The organism is Lactobacillus apis (assembly GCF_003150935.1).
GTDB classification, from domain to species: domain Bacteria; phylum Bacillota; class Bacilli; order Lactobacillales; family Lactobacillaceae; genus Lactobacillus; species Lactobacillus apis.
This window is the reverse complement of the sequence record NZ_CP029476.1, coordinates 1,485,320-1,506,646: the sequence shown is the minus strand read 5'-3', so window position 1 is coordinate 1,506,646 and position 21,327 is coordinate 1,485,320. Positions and strand designations below refer to the sequence as shown.

At 38.3% G+C, this 21,327-nt stretch carries 18 protein-coding genes; 14 read left to right on the top strand and 4 right to left on the bottom strand.

Annotated features, from left to right (window positions below; all coding sequences use genetic code 11):
* Positions 1 to 29: 29 nt before the first annotated feature.
* The 5 genes from asnB to lepB all read left to right on the top strand — a co-directional run bounded on the left by asnB (position 30) and on the right by lepB (position 7,682).
* The gene (gene asnB, locus DKL56_RS07150; protein WP_109715907.1) at positions 30 to 1,979 is read left to right on the top strand and encodes an asparagine synthase (glutamine-hydrolyzing); all 1,950 of its coding nucleotides are present in this window, start codon (positions 30 to 32) and stop codon (positions 1,977 to 1,979) included.
* Positions 1,980 to 1,994: 15 nt separating this feature from the next.
* Positions 1,995 to 3,257, top strand: coding sequence for a carboxylate--amine ligase (locus DKL56_RS07145; protein WP_074425921.1), 1,263 nt, complete (start codon positions 1,995 to 1,997; stop codon positions 3,255 to 3,257).
* A 167-nt stretch (positions 3,258 to 3,424) separates the two neighbouring features.
* A complete protein-coding gene (locus tag DKL56_RS07140) occupies positions 3,425 to 4,645 on the top strand; it encodes an MDR family MFS transporter (protein WP_109715906.1) in 1,221 nt (406 codons plus the stop codon).
* 94 nt (positions 4,646 to 4,739) lie between these two features.
* Positions 4,740 to 6,689 carry a M13 family metallopeptidase gene (locus DKL56_RS07135; RefSeq protein ID WP_109715905.1) on the top strand — a complete coding sequence of 650 codons (1,950 nt, stop codon included), beginning with the start codon at positions 4,740 to 4,742 and terminating at the stop codon, positions 6,687 to 6,689.
* Between the two features lie 351 nt (positions 6,690 to 7,040).
* Positions 7,041 to 7,682, top strand: a complete 642-nt coding sequence (gene lepB / locus DKL56_RS07130; RefSeq protein ID WP_109715904.1) for a signal peptidase I — start codon at positions 7,041 to 7,043, stop codon at positions 7,680 to 7,682.
* 74 nt (positions 7,683 to 7,756) lie between these two features.
* Here the strand turns inward: lepB and DKL56_RS07125 are convergent, their stop codons facing one another.
* From DKL56_RS07125 to DKL56_RS07115, 3 genes are all read right to left on the bottom strand, one after another.
* Entirely contained in the window at positions 7,757 to 9,787 is a 2,031-nt protein-coding gene (locus DKL56_RS07125; protein WP_109715903.1) for a KUP/HAK/KT family potassium transporter, read from the bottom strand.
* A 122-nt stretch (positions 9,788 to 9,909) separates the two neighbouring features.
* A complete protein-coding gene (locus DKL56_RS07120) occupies positions 9,910 to 10,344 on the bottom strand; it encodes a hypothetical protein (protein WP_109715902.1) in 435 nt (144 codons plus the stop codon).
* Between the two features lie 241 nt (positions 10,345 to 10,585).
* Positions 10,586 to 11,458: a hypothetical protein gene (locus tag DKL56_RS07115; protein WP_109715901.1), complete on the bottom strand. Its 873-nt coding sequence runs from the start codon at positions 11,456 to 11,458 to the stop codon at positions 10,586 to 10,588.
* Positions 11,459 to 11,661: 203 nt separating this feature from the next.
* Here DKL56_RS07115 and DKL56_RS07110 point away from each other — a divergent pair, with 203 nt between their 5' ends.
* The 8 genes from DKL56_RS07110 (at position 11,662) to DKL56_RS07075 (ending at position 18,775) form a co-directional block, all read left to right on the top strand.
* Positions 11,662 to 11,886, top strand: coding sequence for a DUF1659 domain-containing protein (locus DKL56_RS07110; RefSeq protein WP_109715900.1), 225 nt, complete (start codon positions 11,662 to 11,664; stop codon positions 11,884 to 11,886).
* Positions 11,887 to 11,931: 45 nt separating this feature from the next.
* Positions 11,932 to 12,207, top strand: coding sequence for a DUF2922 domain-containing protein (locus DKL56_RS07105; protein WP_109715899.1), 276 nt, complete (start codon positions 11,932 to 11,934; stop codon positions 12,205 to 12,207).
* A gap of 500 nt (positions 12,208 to 12,707) precedes the next feature.
* On the top strand, positions 12,708 to 14,549 hold the full coding sequence (locus DKL56_RS07100) for an SLAP domain-containing protein (protein ID WP_109715898.1): 1,842 nt from the start codon (positions 12,708 to 12,710) through the stop codon (positions 14,547 to 14,549).
* Between the two features lie 131 nt (positions 14,550 to 14,680).
* Positions 14,681 to 15,112, top strand: a complete 432-nt coding sequence (locus tag DKL56_RS07095; protein WP_109715897.1) for a hypothetical protein — start codon at positions 14,681 to 14,683, stop codon at positions 15,110 to 15,112.
* Entirely contained in the window at positions 15,109 to 15,522 is a 414-nt protein-coding gene (locus tag DKL56_RS07090; RefSeq protein ID WP_109715896.1) for a hypothetical protein, read from the top strand. Before DKL56_RS07095 ends, DKL56_RS07090 begins: the two co-directional genes overlap by 4 nt.
* 236 nt (positions 15,523 to 15,758) lie before the next feature.
* Complete coding sequence (locus DKL56_RS07085) at positions 15,759 to 16,250, top strand: sigma-70 RNA polymerase sigma factor region 4 domain-containing protein (protein WP_109715895.1); 492 nt, start codon at positions 15,759 to 15,761, stop codon at positions 16,248 to 16,250.
* A 122-nt stretch (positions 16,251 to 16,372) separates the two neighbouring features.
* The gene (locus tag DKL56_RS07080) at positions 16,373 to 17,590 is read left to right on the top strand and encodes an SLAP domain-containing protein (protein ID WP_109715894.1); all 1,218 of its coding nucleotides are present in this window, start codon (positions 16,373 to 16,375) and stop codon (positions 17,588 to 17,590) included.
* A gap of 45 nt (positions 17,591 to 17,635) precedes the next feature.
* On the top strand, positions 17,636 to 18,775 hold the full coding sequence (locus tag DKL56_RS07075) for an SLAP domain-containing protein (protein WP_109715893.1): 1,140 nt from the start codon (positions 17,636 to 17,638) through the stop codon (positions 18,773 to 18,775).
* Positions 18,776 to 18,847: 72 nt separating this feature from the next.
* Here DKL56_RS07075 and DKL56_RS07070 read toward each other — a convergent pair whose 3' ends face one another.
* Positions 18,848 to 19,291 carry a GNAT family N-acetyltransferase gene (locus DKL56_RS07070; protein ID WP_074425905.1) on the bottom strand — a complete coding sequence of 148 codons (444 nt, stop codon included), beginning with the start codon at positions 19,289 to 19,291 and terminating at the stop codon, positions 18,848 to 18,850.
* A 188-nt stretch (positions 19,292 to 19,479) separates the two neighbouring features.
* On the opposite strand from DKL56_RS07070, the gene DKL56_RS07065 reads away from it, so the two are divergent.
* Positions 19,480 to 21,303, top strand: a complete 1,824-nt coding sequence (locus tag DKL56_RS07065; RefSeq protein WP_109715892.1) for a cation:proton antiporter family protein — start codon at positions 19,480 to 19,482, stop codon at positions 21,301 to 21,303.
* Positions 21,304 to 21,327 lie beyond the last annotated feature (24 nt).

Genomic DNA, 21,327 nt, shown 5'->3' with positions numbered 1-21,327 from the left:
AACTAAGATTAATTAAGGAAGATAAATCTATGTGCGGAATTGTCGCATTTTATAATCCAGAAATAAATGATAAGCAAGCAGCTATTGGCAAAATGATGGCAGCGATCATGCACCGTGGTCCTGACTCAGATGGTTTTTACACCAACGATAAAGTTGCTTTAGGTTTTAGAAGATTATCAATCATTGATTTACGTGGCGGTAGCCAACCAATTTACAATGAAGACAAAACAAAGGCAATTATCTTTAATGGTGAAATTTACAACTTCCAGCCATTAAGAGACGAATTGATTAAAGCAGGCCATACATTTACCACTAAATCGGACACAGAAGTTCTGTTGCACGGTTTTGAAGAGTGGGGCATGGATGGCTTACTTAAGCGTATCCGGGGTATGTTTGCGTTTGCCATTTGGGATGATAACACTCAAACGCTGTATGGCGCCCGTGATTTCTTTGGTATCAAGCCACTTTACTACAGCGATGAGAATGGTCACTTGATTATTGGCTCAGAAATCAAGAGTTTTTTGCAGTTCCCTGGTTTTAAGCGTCGTCTTAATACAGAAGCAGTTAAGCCATACTTGATGAACCAATATAATGACCTTGATGAGACTTTCTTTAAGGGCATCAAGCGGTTCCCAGCAGGCCACTGGTTTGAATATAAAGACGGTCAAATGAAGACTCATCAATACTGGGACGCTGAATATAAGGCTAACACGCTTAGTTTTGAAGAGACGGTTAATAAAATCGACGAAGATTTGCATGAATCAGTTAAGTTGCACCATATTGCGGATGTTCCTGTTGGTGCCTTCTTATCAGAAGGAGTCGATTCCAGTTACATTACCAGCATCTTAAATCCTGATGATGTCTTCTCAATTTCCTTTGACAATGCAACTTATGATGAGGCATCTAAGGCTAAGGCTTTAGCTGACATGAATGACTGGAATTTCTATTCAGACAAGGTTAAAGCTGACGAGGCAATGCATGACTTCCCAGAAATGCAGTACCACATGGATGAACCCGACGCTAATCCGTCAATCATTCCTCTTTGGTACTTGTGCAAGATGGCGCGTAAGCACGTTACGGTTGCCTTATCTGGTGAAGGTGCGGACGAATTATTTGCTGGCTACGTTAACTACGGGATGCACACGCATAACAACGTTATTAAGGTCTTTACTTCTCAATGTAAAAAGTTGCCGAAGAAGACAAGGGTTAAATTGGCACATAAGATTAAAAAGATGCCAAACTTCCCTGGCAAGGTTCACATGTACACTAACTTGGCTGAACCAAGCGAATTTTACGTTGGTCAATCAGTCATCTATGACATGGATTACCCAACTATTTTCACTTCAGAAGACGCTAATGGCGTTTTGAAGCCATCATACCGCAACAAATTAACCGTTAATGGTATTTATCAAAAGGACTTTGAAAAGGTTAAGGATCTTGATAACGTTCGCCAAATGCAATACATCGATTTGCACCACTTTATGCTAAACGATATTGAACAAAAGGCCGACAAGATTTCAATGGCTCATTCGCTCGAATTGCGTGTGCCATACCTTGACCGCAAGGTTGCTGAACGTGCTAACTCAATTCCAACCGATTACTTGGTTAACAAGCATGATACTAAATATGCTTTGCGTAAGGCATCAGAAAAAGTGTTGCCAGACGAGTGGGCTAAGCGTCCTAAGCTAGGTTTCCCAACCCCAATCAAAGAATGGTTGCAAGAACCACGCTTTTATCAACAAGTGCGTGACTTGTTCAGCGAAGATTTTGTTAATGACATTTTTGAACAAGACAAAATTTTGCAATTACTTGATGAAAATTACAAAGGCGATGGATCACATCGTCGCCAAATCTGGACAATTTACACGTTCCTTGTTTGGTACAAATTATTCTTTGTTGATTACGATGAAACAGTTTCTAAGTATCAACGTGTGCAACCAGAAGTGGCTAGCTTGATTGAACAAGGAAAGCTAGTTTAATAGGAGCAATTTTAAATGAGTCAAGATTTTACACCTATATTACTCGGTAGTGATATTAACGTATATGGGATGGCAAGATCCTTTAATGAAGCCTATGGAATTAGCGTTAAAGCGTTAGCGGATACTCAGCTAGCCCCAACCCGTTATTCTAAAATTGTCAGTGTTGAGCTTCACCCAGGATTTAGTGAAGATCCAACTTTTATTGAAGTAATGCGTGAGCAAAAAAAGCTCTACCAAGATCATCAGGAACCCGTTATTCTGATTGCCTGCGGAGACGGCTACGCTGAGCTTCTTTCCAAGCATAAAGACGAATTAGCCGATGTCTTTGTCGTACCTTACATTGAATATGATTTGTTAGAAAAATTGATTTCTAAAGAGGGCTTCTACCAAATCGCTGAAGAATGCGGTTTGCCTTACCCTAAGACTAAGATTATTACCATGACTGACTTTAAGGCAGAAAACTACCTTGAATTGCCATTTGACTATCCAATTGAACTAAAACCAGAAGATCCAGTTTCTTGGCTTGATGTTCACTTTGAAGGACGTAAAAAGGCCTTCACAATTCACAACGAAACAGAATTGCGTGACATTGTTGGCAAGATTTATGGCAACGGCTATCAGGCCGATTTAATTGCACAGGACTTTATCCCTGGTGACGATTCCAATATGCGTGTTCTTAACGCGTATGTTGACCGTCATCACCATGTTAAGATGATGTGCTTGGGTCATCCACTCTTAGAAGACCCAACTCCACAAGCCATTGGTAACTACATGGCAATTTTGCCTGAATATAATGAAAAATTGTATGAACAGGTTGAGGCTTTCTTGGAAAAGCTCAACTACACTGGGATGGCCAACTTCGATATCAAGTATGATGCGCGTGATGGCAAGTACAAGTTCTTTGAAATTAACTTGCGTCAGGGCCGCTCAAGCTTTTACGTAACCTTAAACGGCTATAATTTAGCTAAGTGGTATGTTGATGATTATGTTTATGACAGCTTGCAAGACAAGGAAACAGTCTACGGCAATAAGCTTAAGTCCAAGCATGTTCTATGGCTTGGTCTACCTGTAAAAGTCTTTAAGCAATATGCACATGACAATGAAGCTAAACAGCTTGCCGAGGAACTAATTCACGAAGGCCGCTATGGAACAACTGTCTTTTATGATAAGGACCGTAACTTCAAGCGTTGGCTACTAATGAAATATATGTTCCATAATTATAATGGCCGGTATAAGAAATATTACCAAGAAAACAAAGGCCAATTTTTTGAAAACTAAATTAAGGATGATTACAGTTTAGACTGATAATCATTCTTTTTTATGTGTACCTAAATTCTATTCACCACCACGTTTTTAGGACTTTGAACTGTTAGGTGAGGGTGTTAATTTAGCGTACTTCTTGCTACACTGTTAAATGGAAATTAAAACAAGAAAGGACTGAATAAATGAAACTCACACACGGATCAAATACTGGAACCGAAGTTAAATTACGTTGGTTATTGCTAGGGGAACTAGCAACCTGGATCGGTTCAAGTTTTGTTTGGCCACTTACTTCAGTTTACTTAAATAAGCAATTACACATTAGCCTTTCAGTTATCGGGCTTGTACTTTTCTGCAACTGTGCAAGTAATGTTTTGGGGTCATTCACCGCAGGGCGCTTGTATGACCGCTTCAATCCATATCCGTTAATTGTTGCTGGACTAGGCACTGATGCTGTGGTCCTGTTTTTTATGGCCTTCTTTCATGGCTGGCCAGCTTACTGGATTTGGCTAATTATCACTGGGTTTGTTAGTGGTTGGAACGGAACAATGATCAATTCCATTTCCACCAGTATTAAGAAATATCCTGGGCGCTATGTGTTCAACTTGATTTACTTTGCCCAGAACGTCGGTACGGTTACTGGAACCCTGCTCGTTGGTTATCTCTATGATTTCTCAATTGAGTTCCTGTTCTTACTAGCTTCTTCATTATTTGCAATTGCCTGCGTTAATGCGGCAATTCACTACCGGCCAATTATTAATTATCATAAAGAACGCAAAGCTAAAAACAAGGGAGCAAGCGGTAAAGTTAAAACTGAACCAATGCCTAAGTACAACGTCATGTTGATGGTCGGCTTTCTAATTTCACTAGCAGTAACTTGGCTAATGTACATGAACTGGGAATCAAATCTATCGGTTTACATGGTTTCACTCGGAATTCCGTTTCATTTATACAGTTTACTGTGGACGCTTAACGGTGCAATTATTGTGACTGTCCAGGTTATTTTGGCTCGTTTTCCGCGCCTATTTAAAAATTTGTTCCAGCAAATAATATTTGGGACGACGATGTTCGCTCTTTCATTTGCGACACTTATTTTTGCCCACGACTTTGCCCACTTTGCTTTGTCAATGGTGGTGTTAACGTTAGGAGAAGCCACAGCGTTTCCTGCTGTCCCAGCGTACATTAACGACTTGTCACCGATGACAAGTAAGGGTAAGTATCAGGGGGCAATTAGTGTTGCGCGTGGAATTGGTCAAGCCTTTGGCCCACTATTTGGAGGGATGATGATTGATCATGCAGGTTACATTCCGTTCTTCATTACGGCTGCAATTTGCATTTTCATGATGGTTTTATTGCTAATTCCTCTTCATGCAAAATTGCGTAAACACATTAAAGTTTTCAAGTAATTTGTAAAGGCTTTTTAACACTTATCAATTGATTAAAATGATAATATTAATTTAGTTTATTTTTAATTTTAGAAAAAAGGGGAGGACTCTCTCAATGAAAAATATTTCGGCAATTCGTGGCGGTAGCGGCAACGTCATTGAACCAAAAGTTGGCACAAGACCTCAGGATAACTTATACCTAGCTGTTAACTCTGAGTGGATTGAAAAAACTAAGATTCCAGAAGATCGTTCACGTATGGCATCATTTGATGGCATTGACGTTAGCGTTGAAAAGCATTTAATGCAGGATTTAGCTGATTTTGCATCAGGTAAAAAGGAAATTCCTGATGTTCCTAACTTGGATGAAGCAGTTAAGCTCTATAAATTAGCATGCGATTTTGACAAGCGTAATAGAGAAGGTGCTGATCCAATTAAGGACGATTTAGCTATTCTTGACGGCATTAAGGACTTTTCTGACTACAACTTAAATGCGCCTGCCTTATCAACTTTTGCTTCAATCCCATTTGGCTTTGATGTTTCACCTGACATGAAGAATACTAAAGTTAATGCTTTGTATTTTGCAGGTCCAGGAACATATTTACCGGACACTACAACTTATCAAACTCCTGATGCACCAAAACTATTAGACATTTTACAAAAGCAATCGGTTAAGCTTTTAACCATGGCTGGTATTGATCAAGCTAAAGCAGAAAAATATGCAGAAAATGCTATTAAGTTTGATGCTAAGCTCTCTAAGATCGTTAAGTCTACAGAAGAATGGGCAGACTATCCTGCTACTTACAATCCAATGAAGATTGCAGACTTTGAAGCTAAGTTTGATCAATTCAAGATTGCTTACTACTTGAAAGAAGCAATTGGTGAAGAACCAGAACGAATTATTGTTGAAGAACCACGCTACTTGGATTACATTAACGAAATTATCAATGAAGAAAACTTTGATGAAATCAAAGGCTGGATGATTGTTAACTTTATTAATGCTGCAGCTCCTGCTTTATCACAAGAATTTCGTGAAGCAGCATTCCCATTCAGCCAAGCATTAAATGGTCAACCAAAATTAACAAGTGGCGAAAAGCAAGCATATCAATTTGCTAACGCAGACTTCAGCGAAGTTGTTGGTGTATACTACGGCAAGACATATTTTGGTGAGGATGCCAAAAAAGATGTTGAAGAAATGATTCATCACATGCTTGACGTTTATAAGGATCGCTTGCAAAACAATAGCTGGTTGTCAGAAGCAACTAAAGAAAAGGCCATTGTTAAGGTTAACGCTTTAGAGCTAAAGATTGGTTACCCTGACAAGATTGAAGAAGTCTACAATCGCTTAAAGGTGGTTCCAGCTAATGAGGGCGGTAGCCTTTATTCAAATGAACGTGCATTTGGCATTGTGGAGCAAAAGTACAACCTTGAACAATTGCACAAGGAAGTTGATCGGACAGTTTGGGCAATGCCTGGTAACCTCGTTAACGCATGTTACGATCCACAAAGAAACGACTTAACATTCCCTGCTGCTATTCTTCAGGCACCATTTTATGACTTAAAACAAGACCGTGCTACTAATTATGGTGGTATCGGTACTGTTATTGCCCACGAAGTTTCACACGCCTTTGATAATAATGGTGCGCAATTCGATGAAATTGGTAACATGAAGAACTGGTGGACTGACGAAGACTACGCTGAATTTAAGAAGCGTACGCAAGCTGAAATTGACCTGTTTGATGGTATCGAATATGGCCCAGTTACTCTTAACGGTAAGCAAATTGTTTCAGAAAACATTGCAGACCAAGGTGGTTTAACTGCTGCAGTCGAAGCTGCTAAGAATGAGAACGAAGACTTGAAGAAATTGTTCGAAAACTTCGCTCGCATTTGGGCTAACAAGCAATTGACTGAATCAATTAAGAGTCAAACTGCAGTTGATGTTCACGCTCCTGGTCCATTACGTGCAAACGTTCAGACTCAATGTCAAGATGACTTCTACAAGGCTTTTGATGTTAAGCCAGAAGATGGTATGTGGTTAGATCCAGATAAACGCGTTTATATTTGGTAATTAAAAAATATCGATTAGTTTTATAAAAAAGTTGGTAAGTACTAGACCTTGCCAGCTTTTTTTATTGTCTGCTAATTTAACATCATTTACGGTGTACTATTTTGGCTTATAAATAATCAAAAGCGCTAAAAATGCAATTATTAATGTTTAAAGTTAAGATCGTATAAAAGACGGTAAACTATTTTAAATTTTTAAATAATATAGCACAAAACTAGAAAATGGCAGTCCAACCATAGATATGCGTTTGATTTTGATCTTTAGCAAAGTTGATTTTTAACTTTTTCATTCTAAAGTTTATAATGTATTTATTGTATAAACTTGTTCTCAGTAATAGAAAAGAAAGTTAAGTTCATGAAAGATAACCAGCAAAGTAAAAAAGATTTCTACGATATTTTTAAGTATACAGTCGTTTTATTCATCGCCTTTGTCGTAATCAATTTTTTGTTAACCAAGTTTGTAATAGTTAAATGCTCTGTATCAGGCATTTCAATGCAACCAACTTTTGAAAATCAAGAGCGCGTCATTGCTTATCGCCATAGTGAACTAAAGCGTAACGAAGTTATCATTCTAAAAGCACCTGATGAACCAAAAGCGTTTTATATCAAACGAATCATTGGCTTACCAGGTGATACAGTTACTGCAAAGAACAATAAGATTTATGTTAATGGCAAAAAGATTGACCAGAGTTATTTAGAACCGGGCTTTAAACTGATAGACCATGAGTATGGCTTCAATGGTACGCATTACTCTGACACTGGAAACTTTTCGATTCGTTCGTTAGCAACTAAAAAAGACTATAAGAAAATTTATACGGCAGCGCAGTTGAACTTGATGAGAAAAACTAATAAGGTTCCGAAAGATTCATACTTTGTATTGGGGGACCACCGGAGTGTATCAAAGGATAGTCGTTACATTGGGGCAATTCCTAGAAGTAAAATTGAAGGTGTGGTCAAAGTTCGATATTGGCCACTTAACCGGCTTAGCGTTTATTAGCGATAACATGTTAGATTCAATTTCATCGACATAAAAAAGCACCTGAAGATTTTCTTCAGATGCTTCTTTGTTTCTTATTCAGTTTCCTGATCTTTTAAATTAGAGTAGTCCTTTGGTGCAACACGCTTAATGTGCAATTTTGTCTCAGGACGACCCAGAATTAATGGGACTTGCTCAACCACCGTATCAGTGTATTCCAGACCAAACCAAGATGCTGGATTGGAAGATAAGTTTTGTAACCAGATACGAGCTTTTAGCATTAGCTTTTCAAAGCCCTTAAGTTTGGTAAGTGGACTGAAGACTTCGTTAACGATAACGAATGAGAAGTCTCCAACTTGGCGACCAGGCGTAGTAGTGTAATCCTGCGGTTGTGCCTCAATTGTTCCATCCTTGATTAAGTCCTGAACGATTTGCCGTAAGTAAACATTCACGCTAGTTTGCTTTTTAAAACCTAAGAAAAGCTGAACATTGATGACATTTTTGGTGCCATATGTATTAACCGCATAGCGCGCTGTATAAGGCTCATTAGTAATGTTAACTGAAACGAACCAGTATGCAGCCGCTCTTTTTGGCCGTTTATCCAAAATGGAGTACATGATTTCACGTTTAATAAACTTGTTGTACTTCACTTTAGCCATATAAACTAAGTTAGTTGCATATACTGGGTAATCATCATCATGACTTAAGTCGGTTAACATATCAGTGTATTCGTCTAAACGGACGTAGGTTTTTGCTCCTTCATGTTTATCACGTACCTTGTTACCAAAGTACCAAATGAACATGATTACACCGATAAAGCCAGCAATTAAAACAGTTACGTAACCACCGTGCATAAACTTGGTTAAACTTGAAATCAAGAACATGCCTTCGATAAAGCCAAAGACAAGCAAGAAGCAAAGACGCAAAATAAGCGGGTGATGCTTAGAAGCCAAGTACTCGAATAAGAGTAGGGTGGTCATTAACATGGTAACCGTAATTGACAGACCGTAGGCGGCTTCCATGTGCTCCGAAGTACGGAAGAAAAGAACGACACCAATGGTTGCGACACAGATCATCTTGTTAACAGATGGAATATAAATCTGACCGTGTTCGGTGGTTGGATAGTTGATTTTCATCCGTGGTAAAAACTTCAAACCACTGGCTTCAGATACAAGTGTGAATGAACCAGTAATCAAGGCTTGTGAGGCGATAATTGCGGCAATAGTTGCCAAAATGATAGCAAATAAGCGTAAGTTAGCTGGTACAGCTTCGAAGAATGGGTTTAATTCGCCACCGTTTGTTTGGTAATTAGGGTTTTGTAAAATCCAAACACCTTGACCAAGATAGTTTAAAGCTAGGCAAACAAATACGTAAGGCCAAGATCCTAGGATGTTGCCACGGCCAACGTGACCAACATCTGAATATAGTGCTTCGGCACCGGTAGTTGCCAAGAAGATTGATCCTAGAATGAAGATACCGGCTTTGTTTGCAGGGCTGAATAAAATTTTGATTGCCCATACGGGATTAAGTGCTTCGATAATTGACCAGTCATGCGCCATATTGCTAATACCGATTACACCTAAAAAAGTGAACCAGACCAACATTATTGGTCCAAACGCTTTACCGATACTACTTGTTCCCAACATTTGAATTGAAAACAGTATCAGCAAAATGATAATGGTAATCACAATGACAGAGTTCTGATTGGGAACAGGAACACTACTGCCAAAATGCATATTTTTCAGACCTTCAATTGAGGTCGTAACGGTAACTGCAGGTGTTAGCGTCCCGTCTGCAAGTAGTGCAGCCCCACCAATTAAGGCAGGCATAACCAACCATTTGGCTCGCTTACGAACTAGTGCATATAAGGCAAAAATACCACCTTCACCACGGTTGGTTGCGTTAAGTGCAATTATGACGTATTTAACAGTCGTTAATAACGTAACTGTCCAAAAAATCAGTGAGATTGAACCTAAAATCAATTCGCGGTTAACGTTAGTGATGCCGCCGTTACCATTAACAATCGACTTCATAACATAGAGCGGACTAGTTCCGATGTCACCGTACACAATCCCAATTGTAATTAACAAACCGGCCGCGGAAATCCGCTTCTTCTTGTGATCCATAGTAATCTGATACTCCCATTAGACTATTTCAAGATTTTATTTAATTAAGTAAAAAAGAATGTCAATCGACATTCCCATTTAAGTACCTATTTTGTTCTTTTTTTCGTAATAGTACAAGTAAATTATGATAAAGAAGTAGAAATATTATTACGCCGGTCTTCGTACCAGTTGTTCCAATCGCTGTATGAAGTCATTTCTTCAGGCTTAATACTATCTTGCTTAACAATTTCGTCTACTATATTTTGGAAGTTGTTAGCGTGGTATTGCAAAGCATGCTTAACCAATTCATTACGTGAAAATTTGATGTTATCCATTACATAGTGGTTAATATCAACCATGTTTGAATCAGGATCATAAGTGTTCATGATTTCCAAGTCGCGCTGGTTGAATTTAGCAATGTAGAAGTCAGTGAAAACTCTTAAATAATCAGGTTGTTCAGCAAATTCTTCTTCAGGCATTGTTGTCCATTCAGCTTCAGGCATGACAACCTTTAATTCTTCATTTTCTTGTTCTTGTTCATTATCTTGCTCTTTGATATTTGTTTCTTTTTCAGTCAAAGCAGACACCCCTTTAGTAAAAATAGGAAACGTGAAAGTCAATAGTCATTTTACAGAGTTTAAGCGGTAAAAGCAACTATCAGTAGCTACTTGAGATAAACCTAGTAGCTCATTTCTTCAGTTAGTCAAATTATAGCATTATTGTTGCACATGATTAAATGGCTAAAAATGCCCAAGTTAAAAGCGTCTTAGCTAAAATACTTAGACGCTTTTAAAACTTTTCTTCATTATAAAGTATCAATTATGGTTTTAGATAGCTTTGCACATCATTCTTAGTAATTTGATCAGGATTTGCACGTCCAGATTTACGGTAAAGATCGATTAGATCTTGAGGACTCCATGCCATACCTTCGTAACCAAGTTTAGTTACACGTTTACGCAGTTGAGCAATTTGGTCATTTGTAACGGTTTGACCGTGAACCTTGTGGTCGCCCATTGAGCCTTCACCAGTTTTACCTGCATTACCAGTGTCACCGCTATTAGAATTAGCACTGTTAGAACTACTATTAGAAGAAGATTCAGCTTCATTCTTATTATCTTTAGCAGCCTGCTTGTTCTTATCAAGGCCATCGCTAGCTTGTTTCTTATATTTAGCGTAGTACTTGCCATCAATATAAGGTAAATCTAGCACCTTTTGGTATTGATCAGCAGCTTGATCGTATTGTTTGTTATCTTCGTTTTGCTTAGCAGCTGCAAAAATTGGCTTAATTTCGTGTTCATAATTATCTTGAACATCCTTGATGGTTTTAGTCAGCTTTTTACCGTGACTAACTAAAACGGAATAACCGTTGCTCTGCTTAATGACATCATTAGTCTTGGCAAGGGCGTCATCGTATTCACCATCTTTAGTTGCTTTAATTGCAGCCGTCATATTGTCAGCTTGTTCTTTATAAGCTTGTGCTTGATTGGTCTTCTTAATCGAAAGGGCCTTATCAAACGCGTTACTTGCTCTAGTGTAATTTTTGTCTTTAACGGCTTCTTTACCAGATTGAATAGCACTGTTATAAGAAGCATCTACTTGATTGCTATTTGATTTTTGGGTTGCGTAAAAGACGCCACCGCCGAGGGCAATAATGACCACGGCTGCGATCGTCCAAATCGTAGATTTTTTCATAATAGGAATTTATCCTCCTTACTAATTCTTACATTAATTATAGAGGGTTAATGTTGGTTTGACTACCGATACACGTTTTTTGCCAATAATATAAAAAATTCTCAAGAAATTTGTTACACTTTGCCGTCATAGTGTAAGACATCTAGCGCGCTACTTCTTACATTGTTAGTTTCAATAATTCAATCAAAAGGATGGTAAAAAATATGAGTTTAGATTTATTAGAGCAAACAATCCAATATACTTTCTACAATCAACAAGATGGCAAAGATAATATTAAGTCGCGTGTCTTTAAAAATGTGAAAAAAGGCGCGTCTGCCGCAGGTTTGGCTAAGGTGGGGGATGCACTTGCAAGTTTGCAAGGTGCTGATCTGACTGCTGCAACTTTAATTCAAAAGCAGGCAATTCCACTAATTGACGCCGTTAACTAAAAAGATTTTGTTAATTATATAGGAAAGAAAAGGAGCGAGATTAACTTGGTAACTAAATCAAAAACTTTACAATTAGTATTTTTAAATGGTGATGATAAAAAGGTCACATTGGCCTTACCGGATGCCGCTGATCACTTGACTTCACTTGAAGTTAAAACGGCAATGAAGACAATTGCAGATGCTGACGCGTTTGCAAAAGATGGAGTTGATGTCTATAAGATTCCACAATCTGCTTCATATGTTGAACGTGTGGTTACAAGTTTGTTCGATGATTCTGCAGGTAACTCAAAAAGGGCTGCAACTGTTCAAGCTCACAACTAGTTTGATTAGGAAAATCAAAAACTTTACTAGTCGAAGATAATTATTTATTAAAAAGTCATGCCTTGTTTAACTAGGTATGACTTTTTACTTTATTTCCTGTTAATTTGTTAATGTTTTGTAAAATTAATGTTGCATAAAATAATTTAAGAACACTGGCTGATTTTTAAAAGTGTAAAAATAATTGCTACATAAGCTTTTGCAAATTAACTAACAGAAAGAGCTTTTGCTTAAATCTGTAAGCGTTTATTACAAAAGTGTGTAAAATATCCGCACACCTTGCAATTTTAGCTAAAGGTAGGTACAATATGAAATGTGGTAAGTGATAGCTATGCTTCAGGCGCGTTAGTCTGTACGCATGCGCGTTCTTCAGCCTGAAAGCTACCTCATAAGAGTTATAAACTTATGGATTCGGCTTGAAGGATGTTGTAACAATGTAGGCTCTAAACGACTGAACCTATAGTCTATTACTATTTTGTATATACACAAGGAGGAAAGACCACATGAAGAAAAATTTAAGAATTGCTAGTGCTGCTGCAGCTGCTTTATTAGCTGTTGCACCAGTTGCTGCTTCTACTGTATCAACTGTTTTAGCTGATACTAATGTCACTGTTGAAGGTGGTACAGCACAAAGTACTACAAATAAAGCTACTTTGAAGTTATCTTTAACTAACCTTGCTAGTTTAGTTGTAAATGATCCTGCTTCAAAAGCTACTGCTTCACTTTCAACACCAGTTTTACCAGCTGGCGCAAACGTTGCAGTTTCAAAGGCTCAAGTTTATACTGCTGTTGCTGACGCTACTGGAAATGATAAAGGTAAAGTTGGTAGCGGTGAAGCTGTAAAGCAACTTGACAACACCACTACTACTTACTATGTAGCAGCTAAGGTTACATTAACTGGCTTATCAGCAAGCACTGATTACGCAATTACTGCTAATGGTACTACTGTAACTGTTAAATCAGATGCTACTGGTACAATTGCTAACTTTGGTATCGTTAGTGATGGCTTTACTCTTAACGATACATCTAAGCTTGGTGCTCCTTACCTTAAGGAAAACCGTACAGGCGGAAAAGCTGTTCAAAATGGCACAGTAAGTCTTGGAAATGGTCAATACAGCGTTGCTGCTATCGTAGCAGCTATTAGAGGCGCATATGCAGCTGATATTACAGACGCTTCTGCTAACAAAGCAACTGCTAGTTTTGCTCACTTAACTCAAGATGTACGTGATGCAGTTAAAGCAGCAGGAATTACAACTAAAGCAGATGCAAACGAAAGCTTTGACAAGCCTGCAGCTCCATTTAACGTTACTGTTAACTTAAGTGCAACTAATGGTAAGACTGGCTCAGCTGTTATTACTGTAGATCCTACTTCAAATGCAGCTGATACTACTTACCCTAGAATTAGCTACTACGTAAAGGGTACTACTGCAGCTACTAAAGTAACTGTTCCTTCAGCTAACGGTAAAGAAGCTTCAGCTTCACTTGATTCAATTGACAACCTTGTTGATTCATCAAACAAAGAAGTTAGCTTTAACTATGTACCAGTTAACGGAACTGTTGACACTGCAGCTATCAAGAGTGCTTTCTCTGCACAAGTAAGTGAAAACAACACAACTGTTTTAGATGTAAATGTTGATGCTTCTAAGGTTAACACTAAGGTTGCTGGTAAGTACCCAGTAGTTGTTAGTGCAACAAATGCTGACAAGAAGACTGCAAAAGTTACTTTCATGTTAACTGTTGGTGCTAAGGGTGCTACTTACAAGACTGTTCAATCAGATGGTGATGTACCTGTTTACAAGATTGAAGGTAACAACGTAACTGATTCTAAGACTGCTGTTAAGAACGGTGACCAAATTGCTATCTTTGGTGAACCAATCAAGATTGGTGACAAGTCATACACTCGTATCAACAGTGCTGATTCAGACCTTTACGTAGAAAGCAAATATGTTGATGGTACTTTCAAGCCAGCTGACAAGGTTGCTAAGAAGGTTATGCACAACGCATTCATCTACGACAAGGATCACAAGCGTGTTGGTACTAAGACTTTAGCAGCTTACTCAAACGTTAACGTTTATGGTGCAGCTACTAAACTTGCTGATGGTAGCTTAGTTTACCAAATCGGTGACAACGAATACGTAATGGCTGACAACATCGATGGTACTGTTCGTACTTTAACTCACAACGCTTACGTATACAAGACAAGTACTAAACGTGCTGACCGTCGTGTATTACGCAAGGGTGCTAAGGTTACTACTTACGGTTCACCATACAAATTCAAGAATGGTGTTTCATACTACCGTATCGGTGGCCCAGCTAAGCAATACGTTAAAGTTGCTAACTTTTAATTAATTAGTTAAATTAATTACAGAAACGGAAACGGCATTAGTCGCTTCCGTTTTTTGTTTACTCTTCTATGAAACCGATAACAATTTGTGTATAATTGTATAGAGAAAACTATATGGAGAGGACTGAATGAATGTTAGCAAAGAAGCAGCAGACCTTAAATCTACCGCGAGAAAAGGAACACCGTGTGTGGTCCAAAGATATTTTGCGACAAAAAGTTGGAGTAGATCAAACAATTAACATGTATCTTACAAAAGATGCAAATTATCAAATTAATCGGGATACAATTGCGATATATGAATTCCAGAAGGAACCGCTATTAGGTAAATATAAAAGCGTAATTTTTGATTGTCAGAAAGGGATAGTCTTATGTCAAAATAGTACACGCTCATTATTTACCGCTTTTGGACAGAAATGTCTTCTAGCTGGCTTGGAATTTCAACGTGATTTTGCTAGTAAATTAAACCTGACTAGTCGTAACATTATTGCTACGGGAAGACTCGCATATTTTTCATTACGCAGTTATAACTCAGGCAACATTGATTGGTGTCATTGCATCAGATGATTGGTTTTAGGGCCATTAATATTTCTTCAGTTGTATTTAAAACAGTACCGTATGGAGAAGTAAGCTACATTTTTGCTTATTATGATTGTAGCCGTTATGTGGTTGACCAGATTTCCAATAGTCTGGTTTATAATCATATCCTTTGTGAGCTATTAATTGCTCATTTTGAGCAGTCACTAGGCTGGCAAGTTCAGCGGCCTAAGGGAGAATCCTTAATCGATCAACCGGAGTATTTTCATCCACATGAGCCATACAATGACCTTGCAATTAAGCCATTATTACTTGAATTACAGGATAAAAGGCAGCAAAGATATGGTCGCTGTCTAGCTGATTATTTGGAATTACCACTGTTGACTGAATTTCATCAAGCTGTTTATAAAACCAGTCTACGTCGTGATACCCTGTTTTGATAAAAAAGCGAATTAGCACAAGTTAATTCGCTTTTTGTTTATCCTTTTTTAGTACGCTTTGTTGAATTAATTAGTCCTCAAATATCAAAGGGCTATGATTTATGCTTGAACAGAGAATGTGCTTAACTCAATTGTTACCGCTTTCGGCTCTTGTTTTTACGCAATACTAGAAACTTGCTAAGCTACTATATGCACAAGCGCTTGTGACACCAAAAATGAAAAGGAAAATGTCACAAATGGAAATAAGTCAACAAGCTTTTTTACAGGCATGGGAGAACCAAAAGTTAGTAAGAGGGGCATTAAAGTATGCACATGTAAGACAGAACTATACTAATTATGAGGATTTTTTACAGGAAGGGATTATTATTTATGCGCAAATGCTCACACAAAATCGAACCCTTCCGCGAGAAAAAGTCGACAGGAGTAGCTTTCGCAAAATAATCTGGCACACAACGGATTTGTTACGCAAGGAGCAACACTCATCTGAACGTGAGAGTGAACTAACAGACCTGCAAATAGCTGGAGACGAGCATAATTGGGATAATTATCTAGCATTAGAAGCAGAGCTACCATACTTGTCCGACATAGAACAAAAACTATTTTTAAAGCACCTGATTGAGCGTGAGTCGGTTCAACAGCTTAGTAGGCAGATAGGTGTTAGCAGGGGTCAATTACAGCGTATTAAAAGTCAATTATTAAATCGATTACAGGAAGTTTTAGAAAGATAACTTTTTCTTGTAATAAAAGTCGAGCTATATTACTTTTTGACTACAATTAAATGCTATCTATTGTTTCTCGTGAAATTGCTCGATACAATAAAGATGTCGATTAAGGAGGCAAACACACATCTATGAAAAAGAAACTAATCACTGGTTTTTCAGCTGCGTTACTCGCTGCGTCTGCTGTAATTCCAGTTACCAACAACTTAATTGCCGCTTCACCAGCTCGAGCTGATCAAGTCTCAGCTGCTACAGCAACAGAAACAACTTTTTTAAACACTGCTACCAGACAAGCACAGAAGGTCGCTAAGAAATATGGTCTATATCCTTCAGTAATGATTGCACAAGCAATTGTTGAGTCGAATTGGGGGCAATCTGGGCTTGCAGTTAATGCTAACAACTTATTTGGTATGAAAGCAGATGATAGTTGGCCAGGTGCTACTTATTCCGCTAAAACGCGTGAAGAAGATAAGAACGGCAAGAGCTACTATGTCACTGCTAAATTCAGAAAATACAATACTTATCAAGAGTCCTTCGATGACAATGGTAAGAAGTTGCGTCTAGGTGTTTCTTGGCAACCTGACCGTTACCAAGGCGCTTGGCTTGAAAATGCATCTTCATACACAGACGCCACCAAAGCATTGACTGGAACGTATGCAACAGCCAATAACTACAACACGATTTTGAATAGTCGTATTACTGCTTACAATCTTACGCAATATGATCCGACGATTTCTAACGCGTCTAAGTCCTACGTAGTGAAAAAAGCAGGTGCTACCTATGCTTGGCCAACTGACCATGCAGTTTCTGCAAAAACAAGTTCAGTAAATAAGGGCGATGCGGTAACTGTAACCAAGACAATTACTTTTTATAACGGCAAAAAACGGATGTACATCTCAGGTAAAGGCTGGGTTAATGATACATTGCTAAATGCTGGTAGTGCATTACCTCCTGCTTCTCAAGCACCTAAAGGCGATGAGAAGGTTAATAAGACTCTGATGCATACTTCTTACGTTTATGACGCAGAAGGTAAACGAGTTAAGGGTATGAAAGCAATTAAGGCTGGCGATGAAGGCAAGGTTATCGCAACTTATGGCACTAAAAAGATTAATGGCAAGAAGTATTACCGGATTGGTGAAGATCAGTACATAGCCAGTGGCAACATTGACGGCACTTTTAGAACACTAAAGAAGAATTCTTATGTTTATAACGATTTTGGCAATCGTGACAATAAGAAAGTCTTGAAGAAGGGACAGTCAGTTGCAACATATGGGGCTGCAATAACAATTTATGGGCACAAATACTACCGGATTGGTGTTCATCAGTATGTAAAGAAGGCCAATTTTTAAAACAAAAACCAGATAACAAAAAGAAATGAGGAATTAACGTTTAGAATGAAGATAAAGAAACTAATAACTACTGTTGCTATCGGAGTAGGTTTAGTTGCGCCTGTTTTTAAAGTCAGCCAGAAGACTCAGACAGTTGAGGCGGCATCGATTAATGCGGTTGCTAAGCAAAATAGTTATGTTGGGGAAACTTACTTGTACAAGATGTTGCAAACAGCCAACATCAAGTACAACAAGTTTTATGCCAATGGCAACATTATCAAGTACAGAAAAGGTAAGCCAGAAGGAATTGTAATTCACGAAACGGCAACGCCAAATGCTTCTGCTTATAATGAAGCCATCTACTTTAACCGTGAATGGATGAATATGTATTCCTATGTTCATGCCTTCGTTGACAGTAAACAGGTAATTCAGATGATGACACCAAATTATGGTGTCTGGGGTGCTGGTGCAGTTGCAAACGGTCGCTATATCCAGATTGAACTTTGCCAGGAAAACACTAGGGATAAGTTTGCTAAAAGTGTTAACAATGATGCAATTTATGCAGCTAAATTGTTGCACCGCTATGGCATCGTCCCAACTAATGCTTCAAACACTGGTCAAGGAACAATTTGGTCACACCACGCAGTTTCTCGTTTTCTAGGCGGAACCAATCACACAGACCCAGATGGCTACTTTGCTAAATGGGGTTACTCAATGGATGATTTTTTCTCCTTGCTTAAGTATTACTACAATCTTCAAGCTGGTGAAACAGATACCTCTACTGGTCAAGACGGAGTATCTAACAGTAATAGTACTGCTACTGATCCAGATCCTGTTTCACAAGCGCCAACAGGTAAGAAGAAGTTGATGCATGATGCCTATGTCTACGATGCAAATGGTCAACGCACTGCTGCACCACTGAAGACTGCTGGTATCGAAGTAAACGTAACTGCTACAAAAATGATCAATGGTAAGAAGTACTTACAAATTGGTGAAAATGAATATGTTGTTGCAAGTAACATCATTGGTACCTCAAGAGTTCTAACGCATAACGCATATATTTACGATACTACTGGCCTACGTGCTGACAATACTAAACTATTGCGTGGCACTAGTGTTCATACTTACGGTGGTAGAATTAATATTGATGGTCAAGTCTACTACGCAATTAGTGAGAATCGCTTTGTTAAAGCGGCAAATTTCTAATACGCTAGTTAGTTAATTTTTAAAGACTATCAAAAGAGCTAATCGCAAATTTCTATTGTGATTAGCTCTTTTTTATTTTGTACTTAATTTTTTGACAAACCTTTTTTGTTTTTTTAGACATTGATAACCCAGTTTTTCATAAAATGTGTGTGCAGCTACTCGTTCCTCTCCCGAACTCAATCTTATTTCATTGATACCGAGTTCTTGTGCAAGCTCTTCTAATCTGCTCATTAACTGAGTGCCAATACCTTTTCCTTGCGTTGAACCGGCAACAGCTAAAGCTAAGACATCCAATAATGGCTCGAAGTAGGTTTCTTCAAAAATTTCAGCGTGAAGATAGCCTTCTACTTGATGGCTTACTTCATCTTCATAAACTAATAGATAATGATGATTTGCATTCTTTAAAATACGTTGCAAGTTTTTAGTTGTTTGCTCAAGTGAGCAATCGTAACCTAATTGTGTCCGATTAATTTCTTGAATTGCTGAACTGTCAGTTACTTGTGCATTTCTAATCATTAAAACTACCTCCTAACGAAGCTTATTGTTACGATTACTTTAGCACAATGTGCTGGTTGATTAAGCTTTGTCTTCAATTTTTTTAAGTAATTAAATAGATTGCAAACTATTGCTAAAACTGCGTTGTTGTTCGTTTTGCTTGATACTATTTTCGTGTATAATTTTCACAGTATTTAAGGAGGCTTTTCATGGCACAGCTATCTTTATTTTTGGTTGTTTTGTTTGCCTTAATCGTACCGATTATGATGGCGCGACTTAAAGTAACGGCAATTCCAACTGCGGTGGCAGAAATCATTATTGGCATCATTTTGGGTGCTAGTGGCTTTAACTTTGTTCAGCCAACGCATGACTTAAACTTTTTATCCAGTTTGGGTGTAATCTTATTACTATTTCTGTCAGGGATGGAAATTGATTTTGAATTATTGAAGCCTGGCAAGAAAAAGTCAGATCAGCAAGTTGATCCTTTGAAAACAGCGATTAGTGCCTTTATTGGCGTTACTGTTTTGTCGGTGTGCCTGGCGCTTGTCTTAAAGATGTTAGGATTATTCAGTGACGTAATGCTTGCAACTATTATCTTTATGACCGTAGCCTTGGGAGTCGTAATTGCGACACTGAAAGAAAAGGATATTTTGGGGCGACCGGTTGGACAGACTATTTTGTTAACAGCTGTTTTGGGTGAAGTTATCCCACTGATTCTTTTAACAGTTTACGCTGCAATCAATGGTGGTAACACTAGGCAATTATGGCTGATTATTCTATTGTTTGGCGCAGCGATTTTATTATTGTGGCGTTTTAAGCAACCATATTTATGGTTTGCCAAGGTAACTAAGTCGACAACGCAATTAGATGTGCGTCTTGCCTTTTTCTTGATTTTTGCTTTAGTCACAGTTGCTGAAAAAGTTGGCGTGGAAAATATTCTGGGAGCCTTTTTGGCAGGAATTGTGATGAAGCTGCTTGAACCTAGTCATGAAACGGCAGACAAATTGACGTCGATTGGTTATGGCTTTTTCATCCCGATTTTCTTTATCATGACGGGAGTGAAGCTTAATTTAAGATCATTGTTTGCTCATCCTAATTCATTGATTTTACTACCAATTCTCGTTGTATTTTTGCTCTTGGCTAAACTACCGGTAGCCCTGATTTTTATGAAAAAGTTTGGTTCGCGTAATGGTCTTGCTGGTGGCTTTTTGACAGCAACCACAATTACAATAGTTCTGCCAGCGCTGGAAGTTGCACGTAAGCTAAATGTTATTTCTCGACTTCAGTCCGATGTCTTTATCTTAGCAGCTGTTATTGTCTGCATTCTTTGTCCGATTTTATTCAATGCTCTTTTTAAACTGCAACCTGAAGACCGCATAAAAGAAGAAGTTGTCATTATGGGGACTAATGCGCTAACTGTGCCAATTATGCATGACTTGCACGACAATTGGTACTCCGTAAAAATGTATACGACAAGCAGTGAACACTACGATATCTATAAGAGTCGGGTGCCCAACTTAACTTTGTTACCACATCTGGAAGAAACCGATCTTAATCAAGCCGGTGCATTCAGTGGCAATATTTTTGTCGCTGCTTTACGCTCAGATGAAACCAATTTACGTTTAGGTGAGCAGGCAAAAGCTAAAGGCAAGTTTAAGAGAATCATTATTTGTCAAAAGCGTGCGGATATTGCTAAAGTAAATGAACTACGGCAGAACGGAATGGAAGTTTATGATTTAAGTAACGTGACTTCATCGTTATTACGCGCACTGATTGAATCACCAGGGGTATACAGTGTACTAACAGATACCAAGAATGCTGTCTATTCAGTTGTTGTTCGCAATATGAAGTATTCAGGACGTGAATTAATGGACTGGGACTTAGCCAAAGATATTACTGTTAGCCGTATTCGTCGTGGGCAAAAGTGGCTGGTTCCACACGGCCATACTGTAATTGAGGCTGGCGATGAATTAATCTTTTCTGCTAAATATGAAGCTGCAGACCGAGTACGTCGAATTGTTGGTAAAAAATAATAAAAGTCCTATTTAGTAATAACT